Here is a 19,818-nt window from a genome sequence, read left to right as displayed (position 1 = left end):
ATCGTGCATATTGCCCTTGAGCTGGCCTGCGGTGTTCTGATCGGGTTTACGCTGGGACTGATCGGGGGAGGCGGGTCCATTCTGGCCGTTCCTCTGATGGTCTATGTCGTGGGTGTGAAAAACGCCCATGTCGCCATCGGAACGAGCGCTATGGCCGTGGCGGTCAATGCTCTGGCCGGGCTCGTCAGCCATGCCCGCGCGGGGACCGTCAAATGGAAATGCGCGGGCATTTTCGCGCCCTGCGGCGTGGCAGGCGCGTTGATCGGAGCGGCAGCAGGCAAGGCGGTCAATGGCGAGAAGCTGTTGCTGTGTTTTGCGCTGCTCATGATCGTCGTGGGCGTCCTCATGCTGCGGGGGCGCCGCAACAATGGCGAGGCGGGGGCTGCGTGCAACCGCCAGAACATGCCGCGCGTCATGCTGGCCGGGGGCGGGACAGGACTGCTGTCCGGGTTTTTTGGAATTGGGGGCGGGTTCCTGATCGTGCCGGCGCTGATCGCCTGCACGCGGATGCCCATTCTCAATGCGGTTGGCACGTCCCTGGTCGCGGTGGCGGCGTTGGGGTCGAGTACGGCGTTGAGTTACATGCTCTCGGGCTATGTGGACTGGACGATGGGTTTGCTGTTCGTGGCGGGCGGTGTGGTCGGCAGTTTGCTGGGAACCCGTGCGGCGAAGCGTCTTTCAGGCTCCGGCCCTGCGCTGACCACGTTCTTTGCCTGCGTCATTTTCACGGTTGCGGCTTACATGATCTGGAAGAGTCTTGCCGCGCTGTAAAAGGCATCAGTCGAGGCCGAAATTCGGAAAAATCGTGAAGCAGACCATCGAGAAATAGAACATGACCGCCAGCAGGATGTGACACATATAGAGCGGTGCGATCATGGCGCCGCGCCTGCGGAAAAACGCCATCAAAACACCGAAGGCTGCGATGGCGACAGCGAGCGCCACGTTCAGCATGAGACGGTTGTCACCATTGCTGATGGCAATGATGAGGAAGACCGCTCCCACGATGGCCGATCCGACGTGAACGGGCGTGAGGAAGCGGAAAGGGCGTTTGTAGCGGGCCGCGAAAATGGCGAGCCACACGCCCATGATGACCGTGAGGGTGAAACACCCCGTCGAAACATACAGCATCAGTCGTCCATCCTGTCTCTGCTAAAATCGCGGAGCCTTGACTGGAACAGCCGGAAGTCCGCACACGCCGTTCTGGGAGTTTGTCTACTCCAGAACGGCTTTGCGGGCCATATGTTCCGGGCTCACATGCCTTTGTCCGAAGAACGGTCCGGACAGGAATACGAAAAAATAATACTACCCCCCGGTATAACGATTTTCATGGTTTCCTTTCTGTTTCGATATGACATACTCATGACACGGAACAGGATAAGGGGCATGGGACAGGATGGATCTGGGAGCACGCCTGCGGTTTGTCCGAACGGACAGGAACCTGTCCCAGCGTGAGCTGGCCAAGCGGACCGGCGTCACCAACTCCACGATTTCCTTGATCGAATCCGGAGATATGAACCCCTCCGTCGGGACGCTTAAGCGTGTTCTGGACGGGATTCCCGTCACGCTGGGCGAATTTTTCAGTATCGCCCCGGAAGGCGGTGACAAGATCTTTTACCGCGCGGACGAACTGCTGACATTCGAGCAGGGAGGCGTGGTGTTCCGTCAGGTGGGCGCGCCATCATTCGGCAGGACGCTGCAGATCCTGCGGGAAAACTATGTTTCCGGTGCCGATACGGGGGCTGCGGTTTATGCCCATGAGGGCGAGGAAGGTGGTTTCATCCTTCACGGGCGCGTGGAAATCACGGTCGGAGACCGGCAGGAGATCCTTGGGCCGGGGGATGCGTATCATTTCGACAGTCGCCAGCCCCACCGGTTCCGATGTCTGAGTTCCGAAGGATGCGAAATCATCAGCGCCTGCACGCCGCCGACGTTTTAAGCGTTTCGGTCTGCTCTTCAAAAGAACGGGAGGGGTAAGGCGTCCTTCCTGCTGTTGCGTTCCGTCCTCTGGCGGGCCTGCCAGCAAAATGAGGCAGGTGCGCCCAGAAGGAGTCACGGGCATGCGAGACCGTCCGTATCCTGAGTATTTGACATGGTGTCGTCTCGCATCCGGATCTGTGCGGATGGGGTTGCGGGTGATGGTCTGTGTGTGCGTTCTCAGCGTGCCTGGATGGGGAGAAGCCGTGACGCGGACGCCTGATATCTGTCCGGTTCGCAAAGCCAACTTGCAGATCGACACAAAAACCCTTGCAGCGGCTGTCGCAGAGCTGGAGCGCAAGACGCGATGCCCGGTTCTGATGGACGACGCGCTTTTGCAGGACGGGAGCAGCGTGGCCGTCAGGGGGCAATATACGCCGCGGGATGCGCTGGTGCGGCTGCTTGGAAATGCGGAGCTGGACGTGATCGAGACGGTTCAGGGGCTGGCGGTCATGCCCCTGACCTATCGCGAGGCGCATCGTATGGATCGTGCCTCGCATCTGTAAGCACGACAGTCATCAGGGGCGTGATTTCCAGATCCGGCGTTGCAGCAGGAAGGTCAGGATCGCCATCAAGGCGAGATAGGTGAGGACGTAGACGCCGATCCGTCTGCGTTCTGCTGCGTGCGGGTGGGCGACGTCGTTGAGGAAGGCCGAAACGTCGGTTGCCATCTGTGTGGTGGTGGCTTTTGTGCCGTCCGGATAGGTCAGCATGCCATCCTGAAGGGGTGGAGGCATACCGATATGCTTCCATTTCAGGGCGGTATTGTAATAACGGCCGTCATCAAGTTTTACGCCCGCAGGTGTGGGGGCATAGGACAGGAGAATGCGCTGGATCTGTGCCGGGCCGCCATGCAGGGTCATGGCCAGTCGGGACAGGTCGGGCGGGAGCAGGCCGTGATTGGCAAGGCGCCCTACGGCATCGTTGGGATAGGGCGAAAGGATGGGATCGGCGGGTGTGGCGGCACGGGTTTTCGGGGCGCCATTGTCGTCCGTTCCGTTCGGGATTTGCTGATCGGCAGCCCAGGTGCGGATGGCGTCCGGTGACAGTCCGAAGGCGGCCATATCGCCGTAATCGACATGGTCCATGCCGTGGCAGGCGGCACAGACCTGCTGAAAGACGATCAGGCCGCGCTGGGCCGGGGTGCTGGCGCAGGCAGGGAGCGCGGTGAGAAGGGAGGCGAGGCTGGTAAGCACGAGATCCCGGAGCAGGCGGCTCATGATGTGATCTCCCGTTCCGAGACGAGCGGCATGACCACCAGAAAATGAATGAACCACCAGGCCATCGCCACCCGGCTGACGATCAGCCATGTTTCGGTCGGCGGATGCATTCCCGCGATGCCCAGCAGAATAAACGACACAAAAGCCAGCGGCAGGGACAGCCGCACCAGTGGGCGCCGTGTGGCCGGACGGGTGGGTGAACGGTCCAGCGAGGGCAGGGCGAACAGAACGGCCAGACTGCCCACAGCGAGGAGCAGCCCTCCGAGGCGGGACGGCACCGCGCGGAGAATTGCGTAAAATGGTGCAAAATACCATTCCGGCCGGATGTCACGCGGTGTGACGAGCGGATTGGCCTGAACATAATTGTCCGCGAGCGTCAGCAGGTCGGGCAGGAAAAAGACCAGCCCGGCATAGACCATCAAAAACAGACAGAGCGCGAAGCCGTCTCGGCTGGTGTAATACGGATGGAACGGCAGGGTCTGTTTCGGGCTGACAGGGTCAATGCCGGAAGGGTTGTTCGGCTTGACCACATGCAGGGCCGCAACATGCAGGGCGATGACGGCGAGGATCGCGAAGGCCATCGTGAAATGCAGCACGAACAGGCGGTGCAGGGCCGTATTTCCCAGCGTTTCGCCGCCCAGAAGCAGTTCGGAAACCGGCTTGCCGATCAGGGGAATGGTATGGACCGCGTTCAGGACCACCGTGGCGCCCCAGTAGGACATTTGTCCCCAGGGCAGGACGTAACCGGCGAACGCCGTGACCATCACCATCAGCATCAGGCCCAGCCCCGTCAGCCAGAGCAGTTCGCGCGGGGCTTTGTAGGAGCCGTACCAGAGGCTGCGCGCGATATGGATGTAGAGGCAGGCGAACAGCATGGTCACGCCGCCCATATGCAGGCTGCGCAGAAACCAGCCTGAGGGGATCTGCCGGTCTATGGCTTCGACGCTGGCGAAGGCCTGCGTAATGTCGGGGGTATAGTTGATGGCGAGGAACAGGCCGCTGGCGATCATGGCGGCCATTGTCACGATCAGGAACGCGCCGAAGCTCCACAGGGCATTGAGGTTCCGGGGCATCGGAAAGGCGATGTATTCTCGGCGTAAAACGCTCATGACGGGCAGGCGCCGTTCAAGCCAGCCGGGAGTTTTCTCGGGTATGGGCATGGGGGCCGGTCCTCAGATCTGCTGGATGTCGGACATGCTGAACCCCGGATCGCCCGCGCTGTGGCCAATGCGGATTTTCGTGTCGGAGAGGAACGTCACGGGCGGGACCGGCAGATTATAAGGCGCGGGCGCGCGTTGTGCGACGCGGCCTGCGGCGTCGAAATGTGAGCCGTGACAGGGGCAGAAATATCCCCCCTCAGCCTCGGGCGCCGAGCCGGGTTTCTCGAAAGACGGAACACAGCCCAGATGGGTGCAGATCCCCACCAGAACGCCATAATCGGCGCGGACCGAACGGTGCCAGTTCGTGGCGTCCTTCGGCTGCTGGAGCATTTTCGAGTCCGCGTCTCGCAGGGTGGCGATGTGGCCGGGCGTCTGTAGGGCGGCCAGCATCTGTGGTGTGCGACGCTGGATGAAAATGGGCCAGTCCTGCCACTGCACGGTCATGTCCTGTCCGGGAGCAAGAGAGGACAGATCGACCTCCAGCGTCCTGTCGGAAAGGGTCGTGGCGGCCGAATTTTTCAGGCTGTTGAGGAAAGGGACGGCAAGGGCGCAGGCACCCGCGCAGCCCAGTGTTACGGTTGCGGTTGTCAGCAGGTCGCGTCGTTTCGTGCCGCCCGGGGGAGGGGGTGTCTCGCTCTGGGTCATGCGGAACCTCTGCCAACTGTGCCGGACCCCGGCAGGAAAGATGCGCGCAGGATAGGCGGATTTGCGGTTTCGAGAAAGACGCGGGCCGCCGTCTGGAGGCGGTAGCTTTCAGACGAACCGGGAGGTAATGTGTTTCAAACTGCTACGGCAACGCATATTCCGGAGGGCTTCGGGCCATGACGAAGAGACATGGGTTCAGGATCATGCTGGCGGGCCTTCTCGGCGTGGGGCCGTTCGTGACCTCGGCGGCGATGGCGGCGGATGGTGCAGCCCTGTACGCGGGGAAATGCGCGATGTGTCACGGTCCTGCGGGCGCAGGCCGACCGGGTGCTTTCCCGGCATTGGCGGGACGGGTTGGTGCAATTGCGGCCTCATCCGAAGGGAAGGCGTATCTTGCTGCGGTTCTGGTGAACGGGCTGCATGGTCCGATCCTGGTGGAAGGGCAGTCCTATAAGGGCTTCATGCCGTCGTTCAAGGCGCTGTCCGATGACGATATTGCCGCTGTGCTGAATTATGCCGCGACTCTGGGCAGCGGATCGTCGTCAGGGATTTCTGCTCAGGAGATCGCCTCGGTCCGGTCTGTTCCGATGGATGCAGCAGCAGTTCAGGCCAAGAGAACAGCGCTTCAGGCGAGCCATGTGATTCCCTGATGGAAAATGGACATCTTTTGATATCAAATAAACGCAATTGCGTGTTGTAACGAAGCGTCCATCTCTGACTAGCTGCGTTAACTCAAGAGATCACGTCGACCGATAAAATGGTCAGGAAGGGGAACACTCATGTCGCAGACCGCAGTGACACACACTTTACCGCTAAAGTCAGTGCATGTTCCCGTTCGGGACCGCGCACTGATCCGTGCGCCGGGACGGCCCATCAATCTCAGCCTGAAAGACAATATCCTCGCGGCGATCGCGCAGGTTCTGGCGGAAGAAGGCTATCAGGGCCTGACGATCAGTCGCGTGGCAAAAGCCGCTGGCGTTTCGACCGCTACGGTCTATCGGCGCTGGCCAACCAAACAGGCGATGTTCTTCGATGCCATCCGTCTGTGGCGCGACGATCTGACGCCGCAGATTGACACCGGAAGCTTTGCCGGGGACGTGGACGAACTGATCGCGGCGCGCGTCCGGTTCCTCGCTACACCGCTGGGCCGTACTTATGGGACCCTGCTGGGTGAGGCCGTGCATGATCCACAGTTCGGTCAGGTTCTGTGGGAAACGAGCGTGGCACCTGCCCGTGCGCAGATGGCCCTTTTCCTTGAGCGTGCAAGTCGGCGTGGCGAGAAAGTTTTCTGCCAGAATCCGGATACGATTCTGGACATGCTGCTCAGCACAATCCACTTCCGGGCAATGAACATGCTGGGACGCGAGCCCATGAATGCCGAGAAGAATCTTCAGGAAATCCAGTCGCTCGCGCACTGCCTGATTTCCTGCTGATCCGCCCCGAGGTTTTCAGAAGCCGCAGGAAACTCGGCCGCCGATGAAGCGCGGCGGCCCGGGGATGTAGAAATAGGTTGTCGTCGCCATCCCGCCACTTTCGAAAAAGCTGCGGTTGAGCAGGTTGGAAGCGTAGATCGTGGCTTCCCATTTTCCCGATGAGGGGCGAAGGGTCGCATGGGCGCCGAGCAGGAAATAAGGCGGCAGGCGATAGAATCCGGTACCGCCAACCGCGATGGCCTGGCTGCCACGATATGACCAGTCCGGCCCCACATCGAGCCCCAGAGCTGAGGTCAGAGGCTGCCGCCATTCTGCCTGACCGTTCAGGGTGAGTTTGGGCTGTCCGTTGTCCACGCCAGCGAAATTGCTGTTGATGGCCCGCCAGACGCCTGTCTTGGCATAGGCCGCGTTCGTGGCGGCGCGGTTGACGTTCAGGAAGTCCTGATAATTTCCGCGCTGCCAGCCGATGTTCTGCGTCACGAAAACATGGCGCACGGGGTGGAGTTCGATCGTCCCTTCAAAGCCCCAGCTTTCGGATTTCGGGACGTTCGTGATTTCGCTGAGCGGGCCGTAATTCGGGATCATCACTGTTCCAACGACCTGCTGGCCGTGGAAGTCGTTATAGAAGGCCGCACCGTTCAGGCGCAGGACATTGGGGATGGGATCGCTCTTGAAGCCGAGTTCGTAGGTCAGCACCGTCTCCGGTCCGAACGGATCAAGCTGGGCCTGGATCTGGGTGTTGTTGGCGCTGAAACCGCCAGGTTTGAAGCCCTTGCTCATCTTGTAATAGACGAGCGTGGTTTTTGTCGCCTGCCATGAGACGCCGACCTGTCCGGCAAACTGGGCTGAGGCCGTGCTCTCACCGTGGAAGGCCGTGGTCTTGCCGCCGAAGATTTCAGACGTCAGGCCCGGCAGGCTGCGGTCGTCAATTTCGTGCAGCAGGCCCGCAAACAGCGTGACGTTATGGGGCAGCCGGTAGCTGACATGGCCAAATTCGGACGTGCTTTCCTGATTCATGGAAAAAGACGTCGCCATCATGTAACCGCGGGCCGCATAGTCGGTGTAGTCGAAGAAGAAGCGCTGTTTCATCCGGCTGCGCTGGTAGAACGCGCCGACGACCCATTGCAGGCGGCTGTCGGGATCGCTGGAGCCCAGACGCAGCTCTTGCGTGAAAGCGTTGGCACTGATGGTGCGGTAGGTGTCTGCTTCGGCGCGCGACGTGCCGTCCTGATCGGTGTATTCGCCCTGCCGCTCGGTCTCAAATGCCGTGACGGAGGTGAGTTTTGCAAACCCGAAATCATGGTCCATATGCAGGTCCCAGCCCCAGAACTGGTTGTGTTCACTGGGTTTGAGCCCTTCCGGACGTCCGATCAGGTTTGCGAACTCTGGCCGCATGGACCATTCGGCCTGCTGCTGACCCAGATGCGGGAGAGCGGCTGTGCCGATCAGGCGATGGACGGCCTGACTGGTCACGACCTGACTGTTGTCCTGCACGAAATGTCCGGACAGCAGGATCGTGGTGCGGTTGTCGTCCGAATGCCAGCGCAGCTTGCCGCGCAGGGCATAGGAGTCTGCATCGCCCAGATGGGCACCGTTCTGCGGGTCGGTCTGCCAGCCGCCACCCTGCCGGATCTGTCCGGCCAGACGGAAATCGAGCCCCTTGGCGATCGGGCCTGAAACATAGGCCTCGCTGCGGCTTCGGGCATAAGACGCAATGTCCTGACTGGCCCCATAATGCCAGGTGCTGGTCGGGTCGGCAGTGCGGAAGCGGATTTCGCCGCCGGTATCGGACTGCCCGTGCGTGGTCCCGACGGGACCGGGTGCAACTGTGGCGTCCGCCAGATCGAACATCAGGCCGCTCGACATGGTCGATAACGCGAAGGGCACGTCATCGAAATAGGTCATGACGGTGGGGATGTTGTTCATGGTGAAGTCGTTGAAGCCGACGCCACGCAGATAGAAATTGGTCGAGGCCGTCCCGTTGATCGACTGGATCGTCAGATTGGGCGCGACGCGCTCCAGATCGCGCAGGGTTACAACGCCGCGCTGGATCAGGCGCTCTGCACTGAGGCGGGTATCAGCGTCGGGAAGATGCTGTGCTGCGGCGAAGGCGAAATCCGTGCGGCGTGCGGTGACGGCGATTGTTTCGGTATCACGGGCCTGAACGGACGGGGGCGCGGCTTTGCGCGGGACTGACTTCGCGATTGACGGAAGGGCTTTCGTCCGATGAGGCGCGATAGCTTTTCCGGGCAGTGTCTTTGGTTTCTCCGTCGGGGCCGCGAGGGCGAGGGATGGGCCGAGAAGGCTGGCGCTCAGGAGAAGAGCCTTGCGAAGCGTCATGGGAAAAATCGGAGCTCCTGGGAAGGGCAGCGTCAGTCGTGGGCAGTCTGTCCGGAAAGGCGGACAAACCCGGCAATTCACGGTGCTTATATTGTACTTGTGCAACAGCGCCAACGCGCAACGCATCATGGCGGGTGAGGCGGCAGATTTCACTTGAATCGTTATGATATAACATAATAAGAGAGCCGCTCTGACAATCCTTCGTCTCTGCCTGCATCCCCGTCCGGAGGTTTCATGCCGTCTATTGTGTCTGCCCGTTCTTTTCTGCTGCTGCTGGGCTGCACCACCGCCCTTGCCGATTCCGCGTTTGCGCAGTCGGTAACGCCGTCTGCAACCTCTTCCCAGACGGCTGCGGCTTCCGCTGACGCCCAGACGGATGATGAGGCTTCCGCTGCCCGTTCCAGCTTCGGCCACACCGATGACCAGCATGGGACGACAACGACGGAAACAAGCCGCACGGGCGAAGATGCCGTTACTGTCAACGCCCATCTCGAGCGCGCCCGGGCCGCGCTTCAGCCTTCAACAGGGGCCACGGTCTACAATTTTTCGCGTCAGGCGATCGAGACCAATCCGGGCGGCGACAATGCTCCGCTGAACGCCCTGCTGCTTCAGGCTCCGGGCGTGGCGCAGGACAGTTACGGCCAGATCCATGTTCGTGGCGATCATAATGAAGTGCAGTTCCGTCTGGATGGCGTGGCCCTTCCGGAAGGTATGAGCGTTTTTGGACAGACGCTCATGACGCGCTTTGCCCATTCCATGTCGCTGACGACCGGCGCGCTCCCCAGTGAATACGGTTTCCTTCAGGCTGGCGTGATCGATATCACCACGAAGAACGGATATTCGGATGCGGGCGGAGACGTTTCGATTTACGGTGGCGCGCGCGATTACTTCTTTCCGTCCGTGCAGTTCGGCGGTCATCACGGCAAGTGGGACTGGTTTGCGACGGGTGATTTCGTGCATAACCGTGTCGGTATCGAAAACACGACACCGAGCTTCAATGCCCTGCACGATCTGACGAACCAGTATCATTTTCTCGGGCATGGCCGTTACACGGTTGATGAAAATACCCGCATCAGCTTTACGGCTGGTGTGTCCAATGCGGAATACCAGCTCCCCAACAATCCGGGGCAGCAGCGCCAGTTTGCCAATCCGTCCTTTGCTGGCAGCGACCTGTCACAGCAGCTTTACGGCAATGGCGACAGCTCAAGCCTGAACGAACATCAGAAGGAAATTACGGATTTCGGCATCCTGTCCCTGCAGAAGGACATGGGCAAGCTGAGCTTCCAGACCTCCGCCGTGATGCGCTACAGTTCCCTGCGGTATTCGCCCGATCCGCTGGGCGACCTGGTCTATAACGGCATTGCACAGCGTGCGGCCCGTTCGGTCTTCTCGACGGGAACACAGTCCGACGCGACATGGCAGGCCGCGAAGGATCACACTGTCCGCTTCGGTTATCAGATCTATGTCGAACGAAATGTTTCCAAATCGGATTCAACCGTTTATCCCCAGACGGGTGAAGATGCCGACGGGGGTGCGGTTTATTCCGACAATCCGCTTACCATTCATGATGGAACGGGCCGTACGGGCTGGATGTACGGGCTCTATGCCCAGGACGAGTGGCGTCCGCTCAAGAACCTGACAGTCAATTATGGCCTGCGTTTCGATGGCGTGGATGAATACACGCACGCCAAGCAGGTCAGCCCGCGCTTGAATATTGTCTACAAGCCTTGGCATGGCGGGACGTTCCATGCGGGATATTCCCGTTACTTCACGCCGCCGCCGTTCGAGCTGGTGGGAGGCACTTCGCTTAACAAGTTCGCCAATACGTCTGCCGCCCCAGGAACGTTCCTGAACAGCAACGTCAAGGCCGAGCGTGACCATTATTTCGATGCGGGCTTCTCTCAGACTATTCTGCCGGGCTGGCATGCCTCTTTTGATGCCTATGTGAAGCTCGCTAAAAACATGATCGACGAAGGCCAGTTTGGCTCTCCCGTCATCCTGTCGGCGTTCAATTACCGTCGCGGTCAGGTTCATGGCTATGAATTCGCCACTGACTATACCCGTGGTGCCTTCAGTGTTTACGGCAATTTCTCCTGGTCCCGCGCGATCGGCAAGGACATCACGACCGCCCAGTGGAACTTCGATCCGGACGATCTGGCCTATACCAGCAAGCGCTGGATCCATCTGGACCACGATCAGCGCTGGACCGCTTCGGCAGGCGGCAGCTATTCCTTCTTCCACAGAACCGGCCATCCGCTGCGCCTGTCTGCAACGATGGTTTACGGCAGCGGCCTGCGGGCTGACGGTGCAACGCCCAACGGGGCTTCGGTTCCGCAGTACGCAACGTTCAACCTGTCGCTGGTCCAGTCCTTCAAGGATCTGTTCCACGTTCCTTTCCTCAAACGGACCCAGCTTCGTCTGGATGTGACCAACCTGTTTGACCGGACCTATCTGCTGCGTGATGGCAGTGGCATTGGCGTCGGGGCACCGCAATATGGTCTGCGTCGTACGATCCTCACCGGTATTGATCAGCGTTTCTGAGTAACACGACCTGACGGGCTGAAGCGCTCGTCAGGTCATCCCGGTACAAGGACTTTTACAGAAGCGCTTTGTACCGGATTTTTTCCAGCGCGGCCGGGATGTCCATCACAGGCACCGCTTCGCACAGAAAATCCCCCTGCACGAAATCGCATTCCATTTCCAGAAGCGCGCGAACCTGCGAGGCGCTCCTGATTCCTTCGGCGACCACCTTGCGTCCGAGGCTGTGCACGATGTCAATCACGCCCCTGATGATTGCCGCATCGGTCCCGTGACGCTCCAGCCCGGCTACAAATGCGCGGTTGATCTTGACGTAGTCGAACGTGATGGTCTTGAGGTGGGTCAGGGACGCAAATCCCGTGCCAAAATCGTCCAGAGAAATCTGGACTCCCTTGCGATGCAGCGTATCAAGTTCTCGCTCAACCTGTTGATGGTGTGGCCGCGAGAAGATGTTCTCGGTAATTTCGAGCGCCAGGGAATTGAGTGGAACGTTCATACCATCCGCGAGGCTGTCGAGCTTTCGAAAAAAATCGGTATTCTCGAAATCACAGGACGTGATGTTAATGGCGATCCGCTCAAAACGGACGTTCTTTTCACGGAGCCTGCTCATATCTTCCATGACCCTGTGCGTCACGAAAGTATTCAGGGTCATGGTCAGGCTGTGATCTTCGAAAACCTCGGGGAAATATTGCGGAGAGAGCACTTTATGCTGCGGATGGTCCCAGTGCAGAAGGGCTTCGAACGAAATGCGTCCTGGAACGCTCAGAGAAAAAATGGGCTGGTAGAAAACCTTGATGCTCTGGTCGCGCAGGCCACTCTGGACGCGTCGGCGGAGACGGGCAGCAAGGTCCAGCTTCTCTTCCATGACAGGATGGTATTCCCGCATGCGGTTCCGGCCTTCTGTTTTGGCAGCATAGAGGGCCAGATCGGCGCATTTCAGAAGGGTTTTTTCCCGTGCATCGGACAGGGGTACAGACACATACCCGATACTCACGGTGCAGGCATGGGTCATGGTCCGGTTGCGGATGCTGAAGCGCATCTGCTCCAGGATGTCCTGAAGGATTGTCTCGAACAGGACCAGGGTGTCGCCCGTCATGAGGACGGCAAACTCATCGCCGCCAATGCGGGCGATGAAACAGCTGTCGCTTTCGAATTCCTGAAGCTTCTCGGCAACCTTGCGCAGAAGGCGGTCGCCGGAATCATGGCCGGACGTATCGTTGATCGTTTTGAAGGTATCTATGTCGAGCAGGGCCAGGCAGATATGGCTTGCGGTGCTCGTACGGAGTGTTCTGCGCAGGGTATGTGAAAAATGAAGCCGGTTCGAAATCTTGGTCAGGAAGTCTGTATTGACGACTTTCTGCAGTTTCTGCCGACTTGATTTGAGATGGTTTTCAGCCTGTTTGCGGTCGGTGATATCAAAGCGGATGGCCACATAGCTCGTGACTTTTCCGCTTTCCGAGATATGAGGGACGATCGTGGTGTCGACCCAGTACAGACTGCCGTCCTGGCGCCGGTTGCAGATCTCGCCATGCCAGACATTGCCTGAGGCGATCGTGCGGTACATCTGGCGGAAAAATTTTTTGTCATGCTGCTTTGAGCGCAGCATGCGGTGATCGTTTCCGATGAGCTGCTCACGGGTGTAGCCGCTGATTTCCTCAAACCGGTTGTTGACGGAAAGAATACGGCCCCGGGTATCGGTGATGGCGACAATAGCGGAGCAGTCCAGAGCGTGAAGGACAAAGTCATCACGGGCTCCCTGTGGCCAGTTCTGGACAGAATTCAGGCTTTGCCTGAAGTCATCCTTTTGCTTTTCCATCACCCGAATTGACTCTCTCGATAGGAGAATTGACTATTATCCTACAATAATTAAACGTTCGTTAAAAGGCTGTCCGGGTGTGTTCGGGTGAATCTTCGCCGGCTCTGTTGCAGAGTTTTTTCTTTTCTGCGCTGATTATGTCAGCTTTTATTTAATTTCTTTCAGTAGAGACGGCTTTCAGCGGATTGCCGAGGCGATCTGATCTTTCATAACGCCTCGGTGATGCGGTTGAGAACCCGCCTTTCTGTTTTTATGTGTGTCGGCAGGGACGGATATGGGGGTCAGAGTTCCGCCCACTGTCGCAGAAGATTGTGATAGGTCGAGGTCAGGCCAAGGACGGCGGGGTGGCTGTCGGGCAAGGACTTGCGGGTCTCGATGATGGAGCAGTCGAAGTCGTAGAGCAGTCTGCGCTTCGTATCGTCACGCACCATGGACTGCGACCAGAAGAATGAAGCCCAGCGGCTGCCGCTGGTGATACGGTTGACGCTGTGCAGGCTGGTCGAGGGATAGAGCACCATGTCGCCCGCGGGAAGTTTCACGCTCTGGGTGCCGTAGGTATCCTGAATGACGAGTTCGCCGCCTTCATATTCGTCCGGGCCGGTGAGGAACAGCGTTGAGGAAACATCAGTGCGGATGCGCATGCCCGTGCCGGGGACGGGGCGGATGGCGTTGTCCACATGGGCGTCGAAATGCATGCCCGTATCGTAGCGGTTGAAAAGCGGCGGGTAGACGCGCAGCGGCAGGGCCGCGCTGTTGAACGTCGGATTGCGGCCCAGGGCGCGCAGGATGGTTTCCCCGAGTTCGCGGCATTCCGGAGAGTCCTGCGGGATCTGGAGATTCAGCTTGGCCCGTGCGGACTGTTCTCCGGCCGTGACACGGCCATCCGTCCACTCGGCCGCTTCCAGCCTGTTGCGGAAATGGCAGACTTCTTCGGGAGAAAGGACGTTCGGGATATGGATCAGCATGGATGTTGGGCCCTGGGGGAGTAAGGACGGACATTAAATGAGAGTGACTCTTAGCTTTGAGTCATAAGGCTGTTTGGGAAGAGGAGCAATTGACGCAGCAGCTGCGTGACGCACCCGGAATGCGGAGAGACAGTCGCATTTCTGTCCGTTGACACGTCTCGCCGGTCGGGGGATGAGACGGGAATGGCATTTCATTTCCTTTGTGTTGCGCGGTCTGCAGGGGGCGCGTGCAGGCTGTGGGCCAACGTGGGGCTTCTGGCTGTCATCTGTGTCGCAGGCGCAGAAAATGGCCGTGCCGAAGGGAGTATGACAGCACCGCTTTCAATGCATGATGCGATTGCCGCGGCGTGGAAAAATGATCCCGTCCGGATCGAACTCGAGACCAATCAGGAGTCTGCGGATGCGCGGGCGAAGGCAGCGCAGTCCTGGTTCGCGGGTGGCCCGACACTGAGCGGTGAATACTATGATGACCGTATCAGCGGGGACAATCATGGGTACATCACCTGGCAGGGGGGTGTTTCGGTGCCGCTCTGGCTGCCCGGACAAGGCACGGCCACTGAGAACGTTGCGAAGGCCGAAGCGAAAACCGCGACCGTTCGCCTGGATGTGGAGCGCATGTCCGTTGCGGTGCGGGTCGTGGATGCAACCGGGGCCGCGATCATGGCGATGCGCCGGCAGACTGCGGCACTGGCGACGGTGTCCGCATTGCGCAGAATCGAGGCCGATGTGCAGCGGGCCGGACATGCGGGCGAGACTGCGATGTCCGACCAGCAGGCCGTGGAAGCACAGCTCGCCCAGGCCCGGACCGAAGCGGACATGGCCGCCGAGGAAATCGAAACCACTGCGAGCCAGTTGCGGACCCTGACCGGCCTGCCGGGGGTGCCGGATATCACGCAGGCGGATGACCACTGGCTGGAGCTGACGCGTGCCAATGACGGACGCTGGGTCGAGGACATTGATCCGCGTGTGCGGGCAACGCATCAGGCCGTGATTGCGGCGCAGAACCAGATGAAGCTGGTCCGCAGGAGCTTCATGCCCAACCCCGAAGTGGGCGTCGATGCGATTGATCAGGGGCAGTATGGCAGTCCGTGGGATACGCAGGTGGGCGTCAATCTGCGGGTGCCGCTGCCGAGTGCAGTGACGAATACTCCGCAGGAATCCGCCGCCCGGGACCGCATGGCTGCTGCAACACGACAGGAAGTCGAGGCGCGCCGGGCCGTGCGGAACGAGATGGCACAGGTCCGGGCACGGCTGGTAGCGGCGACCGGCGCGCGCTCCAACGCCCGCGTTGAAGCCAGTTCCATGCTGTACCGGGCGGACGGGATGGAGCGTTCCTGGCGGGTGGGCGAGACGCCGCTGATCGAGGCGCTGCGGGCCCGGACGGATGCGTATCGCGCGCTGCTGGATCTGAACCGTGCGGAGATTGCCTGGCATGCGGCCGTTATCCGGATGGGCATTGCGACGGGGACCATTCCATGAGCCGCTTTTCACGTTTTCTGATCGTCGGGGTGGCTGCATGTGCTCTGAATTGTGCGCATGCGGCTGAATCGCCGGGCTGGATGCAGTCCCTGACACTGGGGGTGCAGGCGCGGGACGCGGAGCATCTGCGGACCGCGACCGTCCGTCAGGGAACACTGCATGACACGGTGTCGGCGCTGGCTCAGGTGAGCGCCGATCTCTCCCGGACAGTCGTGATCCGTACAAGCGGGGACGGCAAAGTCACGGCGGTCCGGGTGACACCAGGGCAGACCGTGGAGCCGGGACAGGCGCTCATTGATTACACCGATCATTCGCTGCATGTGCTGCATCTTCAGATGGAGCAGGATCAGGCCGCGCTGGCCTCGGCGAAAGCGACGCTGGGGGAAGCCGAACTGGCTTATCGTCGCGGGCAGTCGCTTGTCGGCAGTACGGTGTCGGTCGGGGAAGTGCGGCGGCGTCAGGCGGCGGTGCAGCAGGCCCGCAGCATGGTTGTGGCGCGGGAAGCGGATATCGGGCTGATCGAGCATCGCCTGACGGAAGAGTTCACCTCCGTGACGGAAAAGATCGTGCAGGATGAGGCCTCCACGCTCATTTCGCCGGTGCGGGGTGTCGTACAGTCCATCCAGACCTCCGTGGCCTCTGACGTGACGCCGGGGCAGGCCGTGGCGACGGTCGTGGATCTGTCGGGCGTGTGGATCGTCGCGGATCTGCGGCCCGATGAAGTGTCCCGGCTGGGCGTGGGAAGTGTCGTGACGGTTCGGCCTTCAGGAAACACGCGGGCCGAGCCGTTCCATGCGAAAATTACGACGATTGATGGTGTGGCGGATCCGGTGACGGGACTGGTCAAGGTCGTCTGTGTTGTGGACCGGCCTGTTGCCTTCCTGCGACCGGGCGTCATGCTGGACGCGACCTTGGAAACCAGCGAGGCCGTCGAGGGCATGATCGTCCCGGCCAGTGCGGTGCAGACGATCGAAGGGCACGATCTTGTCTATGTCCAGACGTTGGAGGGCCATTACGCCCCGCGCGAGGTCCGGGTCAGGCTGGCCACGGATGAGAGCGCCGTCGTGCAGGGCCCTCTGAAGGTGGGAGACATCGTGGTGACGGAGGGCAGTTTCGTCCTGAAATCCATGTCGCTCGTCAGCGGGCTGGATACGGACTGACCGGGTTTCATGCTGCATTTTTTCCAGTCCAACCGTTTTGTCCTGCTGGGCCTGCTTGTCGCGCTGATGATCGGCGGGATTATGACCGTGCCGGGACTGCCGGTCGAGCCGGTACCGGATATTTCACCCAAACAGGTCATGGTTTCGGTCACCGCACCCGGACTGGCGACGGAAGAGGTCGAGAAGCTCATCACCTTCCCTGTCGAGGCCAGCCTGACCGGAATTCCGGGCGTTACGGATCTGCGGTCTGTGTCCCGGACGGGCGTGTCGGCGGTCTATCTCCAGTTCGATGATGCGACGGATATTGATCTGGACCGGGCCCGGGTGTCGGAACGGCTGCAGGCGGCGCGGGACAGCATCACGCTTCCGGGCGTAAGTGTGTCGATGGGGCCGCTCGCAACGGGCATGGGCGAGATCATGCAGCTTCAGATCCGGGGCGGCGGTCTGTCGCTGATGGAACTGAACCGTCTCATGACCTGGACGGTCGTACCGCAGCTCCGGCTGGTGCCGGGCGTGGTGGATGTCAACGTCAATGGCGGGTCGGTCGAGACGTATCAGGTGGCGGTTGATCCGGCGCGGATGCGGGCGTTCGGTGTGTCGATCGGCGATATCGTTCAGGCCGTGGACACGAATAATGCCTCGTCGGGTGGGGGCTGGATTGCGCATCATGCCGAGCAGAATGTCGTGGTCGGGCGTGCGCTCGTGGGCAGTCTGGCGGATTTTGGCGCCATACCCGTAAAATTTGGCACGAATGGTCATGTGATCCGGCTGCGCGACATGGGCATTGTGTCCGCAGGGCCCCGCACGCGGCTTGGAGCCGTGACGCGCGACGGGCAGGGCGAGGCGGTCATTGGCGTCGTGATGATGCAGACCGGCGCAAGTTCGAATGCGACGCTGGATGCGATCCGGCATGTTCTGCCGACGATCCGCCAGTCCCTGCCGCCGGGTGTCACGCTGGAGCCGTTTTACAGCCGGGCGGATCTGACGGGCCAGACCATCCATACGGTTAAGGAAAACCTGTTGATCGGTGCGGCTCTGGTGCTGGTCGTGCTGGTGGTTGTTCTGGGAGACTGGCGGGCGGCACTGGTGATCGTGTCCGTCATTCCGGCGTCCCTGGTCGCGGCGATGGCGGGGATGCGGCTGTTTGGCGTATCGGCCAATCTGCTGAGTCTGGGCGCGATTGATTTCGGGATGATCGTGGACAGCTCGCTCGTCGTGGTGGAACACATCATGGTCGAGCGCGGCGAGAACCGGGAAAGAAAGCCCTTTGCCGCGTTGACGGCGGAGGCTGCGCGCGCCGTGGTGCGGCCGGTGAGTTTTGCGATTTTCGTCATCATCATGGTCTATCTGCCGGTGCTCACGCTTCAGGGCATCGAGGGCAAGATGTTCCGGCCGATGGCGCAGACAGTCATTATGGCCCTGCTGGCCTCACTGGTTTACTGCTTCGTCTGCGTGCCGGTTCTTGCAGCAATGCTGATGCGCAATGTCCAGGCGGACCGGGAGACCGCTTTCGTACGGACCGTGCGCCGGTATTACGAGCCCGCTTTGCGCTGGACCGAGCACCATAGCGGGCGACTGCTGATCGTCACGGGTGTCGCATTTATCACGGCGGTGCTGATCGGTGGGCGGCTGGGTGGCGAGTTCGTGCCGCAGCTTGAGGAAGGCTCGCTGGTCGTGACCTCGACGCGCCTGCCCGGAGCCTCGCTGGAGACGGTGCTGGCTAGCGTGACGGCGGAGGAAAAGATCCTGCGTTCTTTCCCCGAAGTCCGGACGGTTGTGAGCAGCACGGGAACGGCGGCGATCCCGACCGACCCGATGGGGACGAACGAGACCGATACGTTCGTTTTCCTGCGTCCCCACGACGAGTGGAAAACGGCGTCCACCCAGACGGAACTGGTCACGAAAATCAATGATGCGCTGCAGAAAACCCTGCCGGATGCGGCGTATTCGTGGTCGCAGCCGATCCAGATGCGGATGGATGATCTGCTCGCCGGGGTCAGGACACAGCTTGCGATCTCGATCTATGGCGATGACCTGTCGGAGCTGAACCGGATTGCAGGACAGGTCGTCACGACGCTGCAAACCGTGCGGGGCGCGGCGGATGTCGCGTTGCAGGGAAGCGGGACCGTGCCTTTCCTGCATATCGACGTCAACCGCGATGCGGCTGCCCGCCTCGGGGTCGCGGTGCCGGATATTCTGGCGGTGGTGGAGGCCGTCGGCGGTCATGTCGGCAAGCCCGTGACGGTGCAGGGGGCCATCATTCCCACGCAGGTGCGTCTGCGGGCGGATGCGGTCAGTTCGCCGGACAGGATCGGCCATCTGCAGGTGCGCCGGGCGGATGGGAAGGGCTGGGTTCTGCTGTCACAGGTCGCGGATATCGTGCTGTCGGATGGCGTGCCGCGCATCGACCGGGACAACATCCACCGCCGGGTGATCGTTCAGGCCAATATCCGCGGGCGGGATGTCAGTTCGTTCGTGGCGGCCGCGCAAAAAGCGGTGGTGCAGAATGTGAAACTGCCACAGGGCTACCGGATGGTCTGGGCCGGGCAGTTCCGCAATCTGCAATCGGCGCTGCACCGTCTGTTTATCGTCGTGCCGATCGCGCTGGCGCTGATTTTCCTGCTGCTCGTGGCGGCCTTGGGGTCGTTCGGCGCGGCGTCGCTCGTGTTTGCCAACCTGCCGATGGCGGCGACGGGCGGCATTTTCATGCTGGCGCTGCGTGGGCTGCCTTTCAGCATTGCGGCGGGGATCGGGTTCATCGCGCTGTTTGGCGTAGCGATCCTGAACGGTGTTGTGCTGGTTAGCCAGATCCGTGTGTTCCGGGAACAGAGACTGGCAGCGGCGGATGCGGCATTTCAGGCCGCGCGGAGCCGGTTGCGGCCCGTTCTGGCGACAGCATCCGTAGCCAGTCTGGGCTTTTTCCCGATGGCGTTTTCAGGCGGATCGGGCGCGGAAGTCGAGCGGCCTCTGGCGTCTGTCGTGATCGGAGGGCTGATTTCTTCCACGCTCCTGACGCTGTTCGTATTGCCGACGCTTTATGCGCGTTTCTTTGGCCGCGACGATCAGGAAGCACCGGAGCAGAAGTAGG

Annotated in this window: 16 protein-coding genes; 9 read left to right on the top strand and 7 right to left on the bottom strand. The window is 60.7% G+C overall.

What is annotated here, in order from left to right; translation table 11 throughout:
- The first annotated feature begins 3 nt into the window (after positions 1-3).
- On the top strand, positions 4-771 hold the full coding sequence (locus GAL01_RS06775; RefSeq protein WP_062031730.1) for a sulfite exporter TauE/SafE family protein: 768 nt from the start codon (positions 4-6) through the stop codon (positions 769-771).
- 6 nt (positions 772-777) lie between these two features.
- On the opposite strand, the gene GAL01_RS06770 is transcribed toward GAL01_RS06775, so the two are convergent.
- Positions 778-1,128, bottom strand: coding sequence for a hypothetical protein (locus GAL01_RS06770; RefSeq protein ID WP_062031726.1), 351 nt, complete (start codon positions 1,126-1,128; stop codon positions 778-780).
- Between the two features lie 265 nt (positions 1,129-1,393).
- Here GAL01_RS06770 and GAL01_RS06765 point away from each other — a divergent pair, with 265 nt between their 5' ends.
- Positions 1,394-1,936, top strand: coding sequence for a cupin domain-containing protein (locus GAL01_RS06765; RefSeq protein WP_062031722.1), 543 nt, complete (start codon positions 1,394-1,396; stop codon positions 1,934-1,936).
- 121 nt (positions 1,937-2,057) lie between these two features.
- Entirely contained in the window at positions 2,058-2,480 is a 423-nt protein-coding gene (locus GAL01_RS06760) for an STN domain-containing protein (protein WP_145995608.1), read from the top strand.
- Positions 2,481-2,492: 12 nt separating this feature from the next.
- Here the strand turns inward: GAL01_RS06760 and GAL01_RS06755 are convergent, their stop codons facing one another.
- Genes GAL01_RS06755 through petA form a run of 3 tightly spaced genes read right to left on the bottom strand, consistent with a single transcriptional unit; the run spans position 2,493 to position 4,999 of the window.
- Positions 2,493-3,194 carry a cytochrome c1 gene (locus tag GAL01_RS06755; RefSeq protein WP_082790771.1) on the bottom strand — a complete coding sequence of 234 codons (702 nt, stop codon included), beginning with the start codon at positions 3,192-3,194 and terminating at the stop codon, positions 2,493-2,495.
- On the bottom strand, positions 3,191-4,354 hold the full coding sequence (locus tag GAL01_RS06750; protein WP_062031714.1) for a cytochrome b: 1,164 nt from the start codon (positions 4,352-4,354) through the stop codon (positions 3,191-3,193). The genes GAL01_RS06755 and GAL01_RS06750 overlap by 4 nt, the downstream gene beginning before the upstream one ends.
- A gap of 12 nt (positions 4,355-4,366) precedes the next feature.
- Positions 4,367-4,999 carry a ubiquinol-cytochrome c reductase iron-sulfur subunit gene (gene petA / locus GAL01_RS06745; protein WP_062031710.1) on the bottom strand — a complete coding sequence of 211 codons (633 nt, stop codon included), beginning with the start codon at positions 4,997-4,999 and terminating at the stop codon, positions 4,367-4,369.
- Between the two features lie 176 nt (positions 5,000-5,175).
- Between petA and GAL01_RS06740 the strand changes: the two genes are divergently transcribed.
- Both GAL01_RS06740 and GAL01_RS06735 read left to right on the top strand, forming a co-directional pair.
- Positions 5,176-5,649, top strand: coding sequence for a c-type cytochrome (locus tag GAL01_RS06740; RefSeq protein WP_082790770.1), 474 nt, complete (start codon positions 5,176-5,178; stop codon positions 5,647-5,649).
- Positions 5,650-5,778: 129 nt separating this feature from the next.
- On the top strand, positions 5,779-6,432 hold the full coding sequence (locus tag GAL01_RS06735) for a TetR/AcrR family transcriptional regulator (RefSeq protein ID WP_062031707.1): 654 nt from the start codon (positions 5,779-5,781) through the stop codon (positions 6,430-6,432).
- Positions 6,433-6,447: 15 nt separating this feature from the next.
- Here GAL01_RS06735 and GAL01_RS06730 read toward each other — a convergent pair whose 3' ends face one another.
- Positions 6,448-8,772 (bottom strand): TonB-dependent receptor, encoded by a 2,325-nt coding sequence (locus GAL01_RS06730; RefSeq protein WP_062031703.1) that lies wholly within the window; start codon positions 8,770-8,772, stop codon positions 6,448-6,450.
- A 234-nt stretch (positions 8,773-9,006) separates the two neighbouring features.
- Here GAL01_RS06730 and GAL01_RS06725 point away from each other — a divergent pair, with 234 nt between their 5' ends.
- Positions 9,007-11,313, top strand: a complete 2,307-nt coding sequence (locus GAL01_RS06725; RefSeq protein ID WP_062031699.1) for a TonB-dependent receptor — start codon at positions 9,007-9,009, stop codon at positions 11,311-11,313.
- 55 nt (positions 11,314-11,368) lie between these two features.
- Here the strand turns inward: GAL01_RS06725 and GAL01_RS06720 are convergent, their stop codons facing one another.
- Positions 11,369-13,126, bottom strand: a complete 1,758-nt coding sequence (locus tag GAL01_RS06720) for a putative bifunctional diguanylate cyclase/phosphodiesterase (RefSeq protein ID WP_062031697.1) — start codon at positions 13,124-13,126, stop codon at positions 11,369-11,371.
- A 281-nt stretch (positions 13,127-13,407) separates the two neighbouring features.
- Positions 13,408-14,091 (bottom strand): Fe2+-dependent dioxygenase, encoded by a 684-nt coding sequence (locus GAL01_RS06715; protein WP_062031693.1) that lies wholly within the window; start codon positions 14,089-14,091, stop codon positions 13,408-13,410.
- Positions 14,092-14,397: 306 nt separating this feature from the next.
- Here GAL01_RS06715 and GAL01_RS06710 point away from each other — a divergent pair, with 306 nt between their 5' ends.
- Genes GAL01_RS06710 through GAL01_RS06700 form a run of 3 tightly spaced genes read left to right on the top strand, consistent with a single transcriptional unit; the run spans position 14,398 to position 19,817 of the window.
- Positions 14,398-15,570, top strand: coding sequence for a TolC family protein (locus GAL01_RS06710; RefSeq protein WP_062031826.1), 1,173 nt, complete (start codon positions 14,398-14,400; stop codon positions 15,568-15,570).
- Positions 15,567-16,730 carry an efflux RND transporter periplasmic adaptor subunit gene (locus GAL01_RS06705; protein WP_082790769.1) on the top strand — a complete coding sequence of 388 codons (1,164 nt, stop codon included), beginning with the start codon at positions 15,567-15,569 and terminating at the stop codon, positions 16,728-16,730. Before GAL01_RS06710 ends, GAL01_RS06705 begins: the two co-directional genes overlap by 4 nt.
- Positions 16,731-16,739: 9 nt before the next feature.
- Entirely contained in the window at positions 16,740-19,817 is a 3,078-nt protein-coding gene (locus GAL01_RS06700) for an efflux RND transporter permease subunit (RefSeq protein ID WP_062031689.1), read from the top strand.
- Position 19,818: the final 1 nt, after the last annotated feature.

The organism is Gluconobacter albidus, from assembly GCF_002723915.1.
Lineage (GTDB): Bacteria > Pseudomonadota > Alphaproteobacteria > Acetobacterales > Acetobacteraceae > Gluconobacter > Gluconobacter albidus.
The sequence above is the reverse complement of the archived record's forward strand: the minus strand, read 5'-3'. Positions and strand labels throughout refer to the sequence as shown.

Excerpts from the sequence above, each read along its gene's own strand:
- GAL01_RS06770 (WP_062031726.1), bottom strand. The coding sequence starts at position 1,128 with ATGCTGTATGTTTCGACGGGGTGTTTCACCCTCACGGTCATCATGGGC.
- GAL01_RS06765 (WP_062031722.1), top strand. The coding sequence starts at position 1,394 with ATGGATCTGGGAGCACGCCTGCGGTTTGTCCGAACGGACAGGAACCTG.
- GAL01_RS06760 (WP_145995608.1), top strand. The coding sequence starts at position 2,058 with ATGCGAGACCGTCCGTATCCTGAGTATTTGACATGGTGTCGTCTCGCA.
- GAL01_RS06755 (WP_082790771.1), bottom strand. The coding sequence starts at position 3,194 with ATGAGCCGCCTGCTCCGGGATCTCGTGCTTACCAGCCTCGCCTCCCTT.
- GAL01_RS06750 (WP_062031714.1), bottom strand. The coding sequence starts at position 4,354 with ATGCCCATACCCGAGAAAACTCCCGGCTGGCTTGAACGGCGCCTGCCC.
- petA (WP_062031710.1), bottom strand. The coding sequence starts at position 4,999 with ATGACCCAGAGCGAGACACCCCCTCCCCCGGGCGGCACGAAACGACGC.
- GAL01_RS06740 (WP_082790770.1), top strand. The coding sequence starts at position 5,176 with ATGACGAAGAGACATGGGTTCAGGATCATGCTGGCGGGCCTTCTCGGC.
- GAL01_RS06735 (WP_062031707.1), top strand. The coding sequence starts at position 5,779 with ATGTCGCAGACCGCAGTGACACACACTTTACCGCTAAAGTCAGTGCAT.
- GAL01_RS06730 (WP_062031703.1), bottom strand. The coding sequence starts at position 8,772 with ATGACGCTTCGCAAGGCTCTTCTCCTGAGCGCCAGCCTTCTCGGCCCA.
- GAL01_RS06725 (WP_062031699.1), top strand. The coding sequence starts at position 9,007 with ATGCCGTCTATTGTGTCTGCCCGTTCTTTTCTGCTGCTGCTGGGCTGC.
- GAL01_RS06720 (WP_062031697.1), bottom strand. The coding sequence starts at position 13,126 with ATGGAAAAGCAAAAGGATGACTTCAGGCAAAGCCTGAATTCTGTCCAG.
- GAL01_RS06715 (WP_062031693.1), bottom strand. The coding sequence starts at position 14,091 with ATGCTGATCCATATCCCGAACGTCCTTTCTCCCGAAGAAGTCTGCCAT.
- GAL01_RS06710 (WP_062031826.1), top strand. The coding sequence starts at position 14,398 with ATGACAGCACCGCTTTCAATGCATGATGCGATTGCCGCGGCGTGGAAA.
- GAL01_RS06705 (WP_082790769.1), top strand. The coding sequence starts at position 15,567 with ATGAGCCGCTTTTCACGTTTTCTGATCGTCGGGGTGGCTGCATGTGCT.
- GAL01_RS06700 (WP_062031689.1), top strand. The coding sequence starts at position 16,740 with ATGCTGCATTTTTTCCAGTCCAACCGTTTTGTCCTGCTGGGCCTGCTT.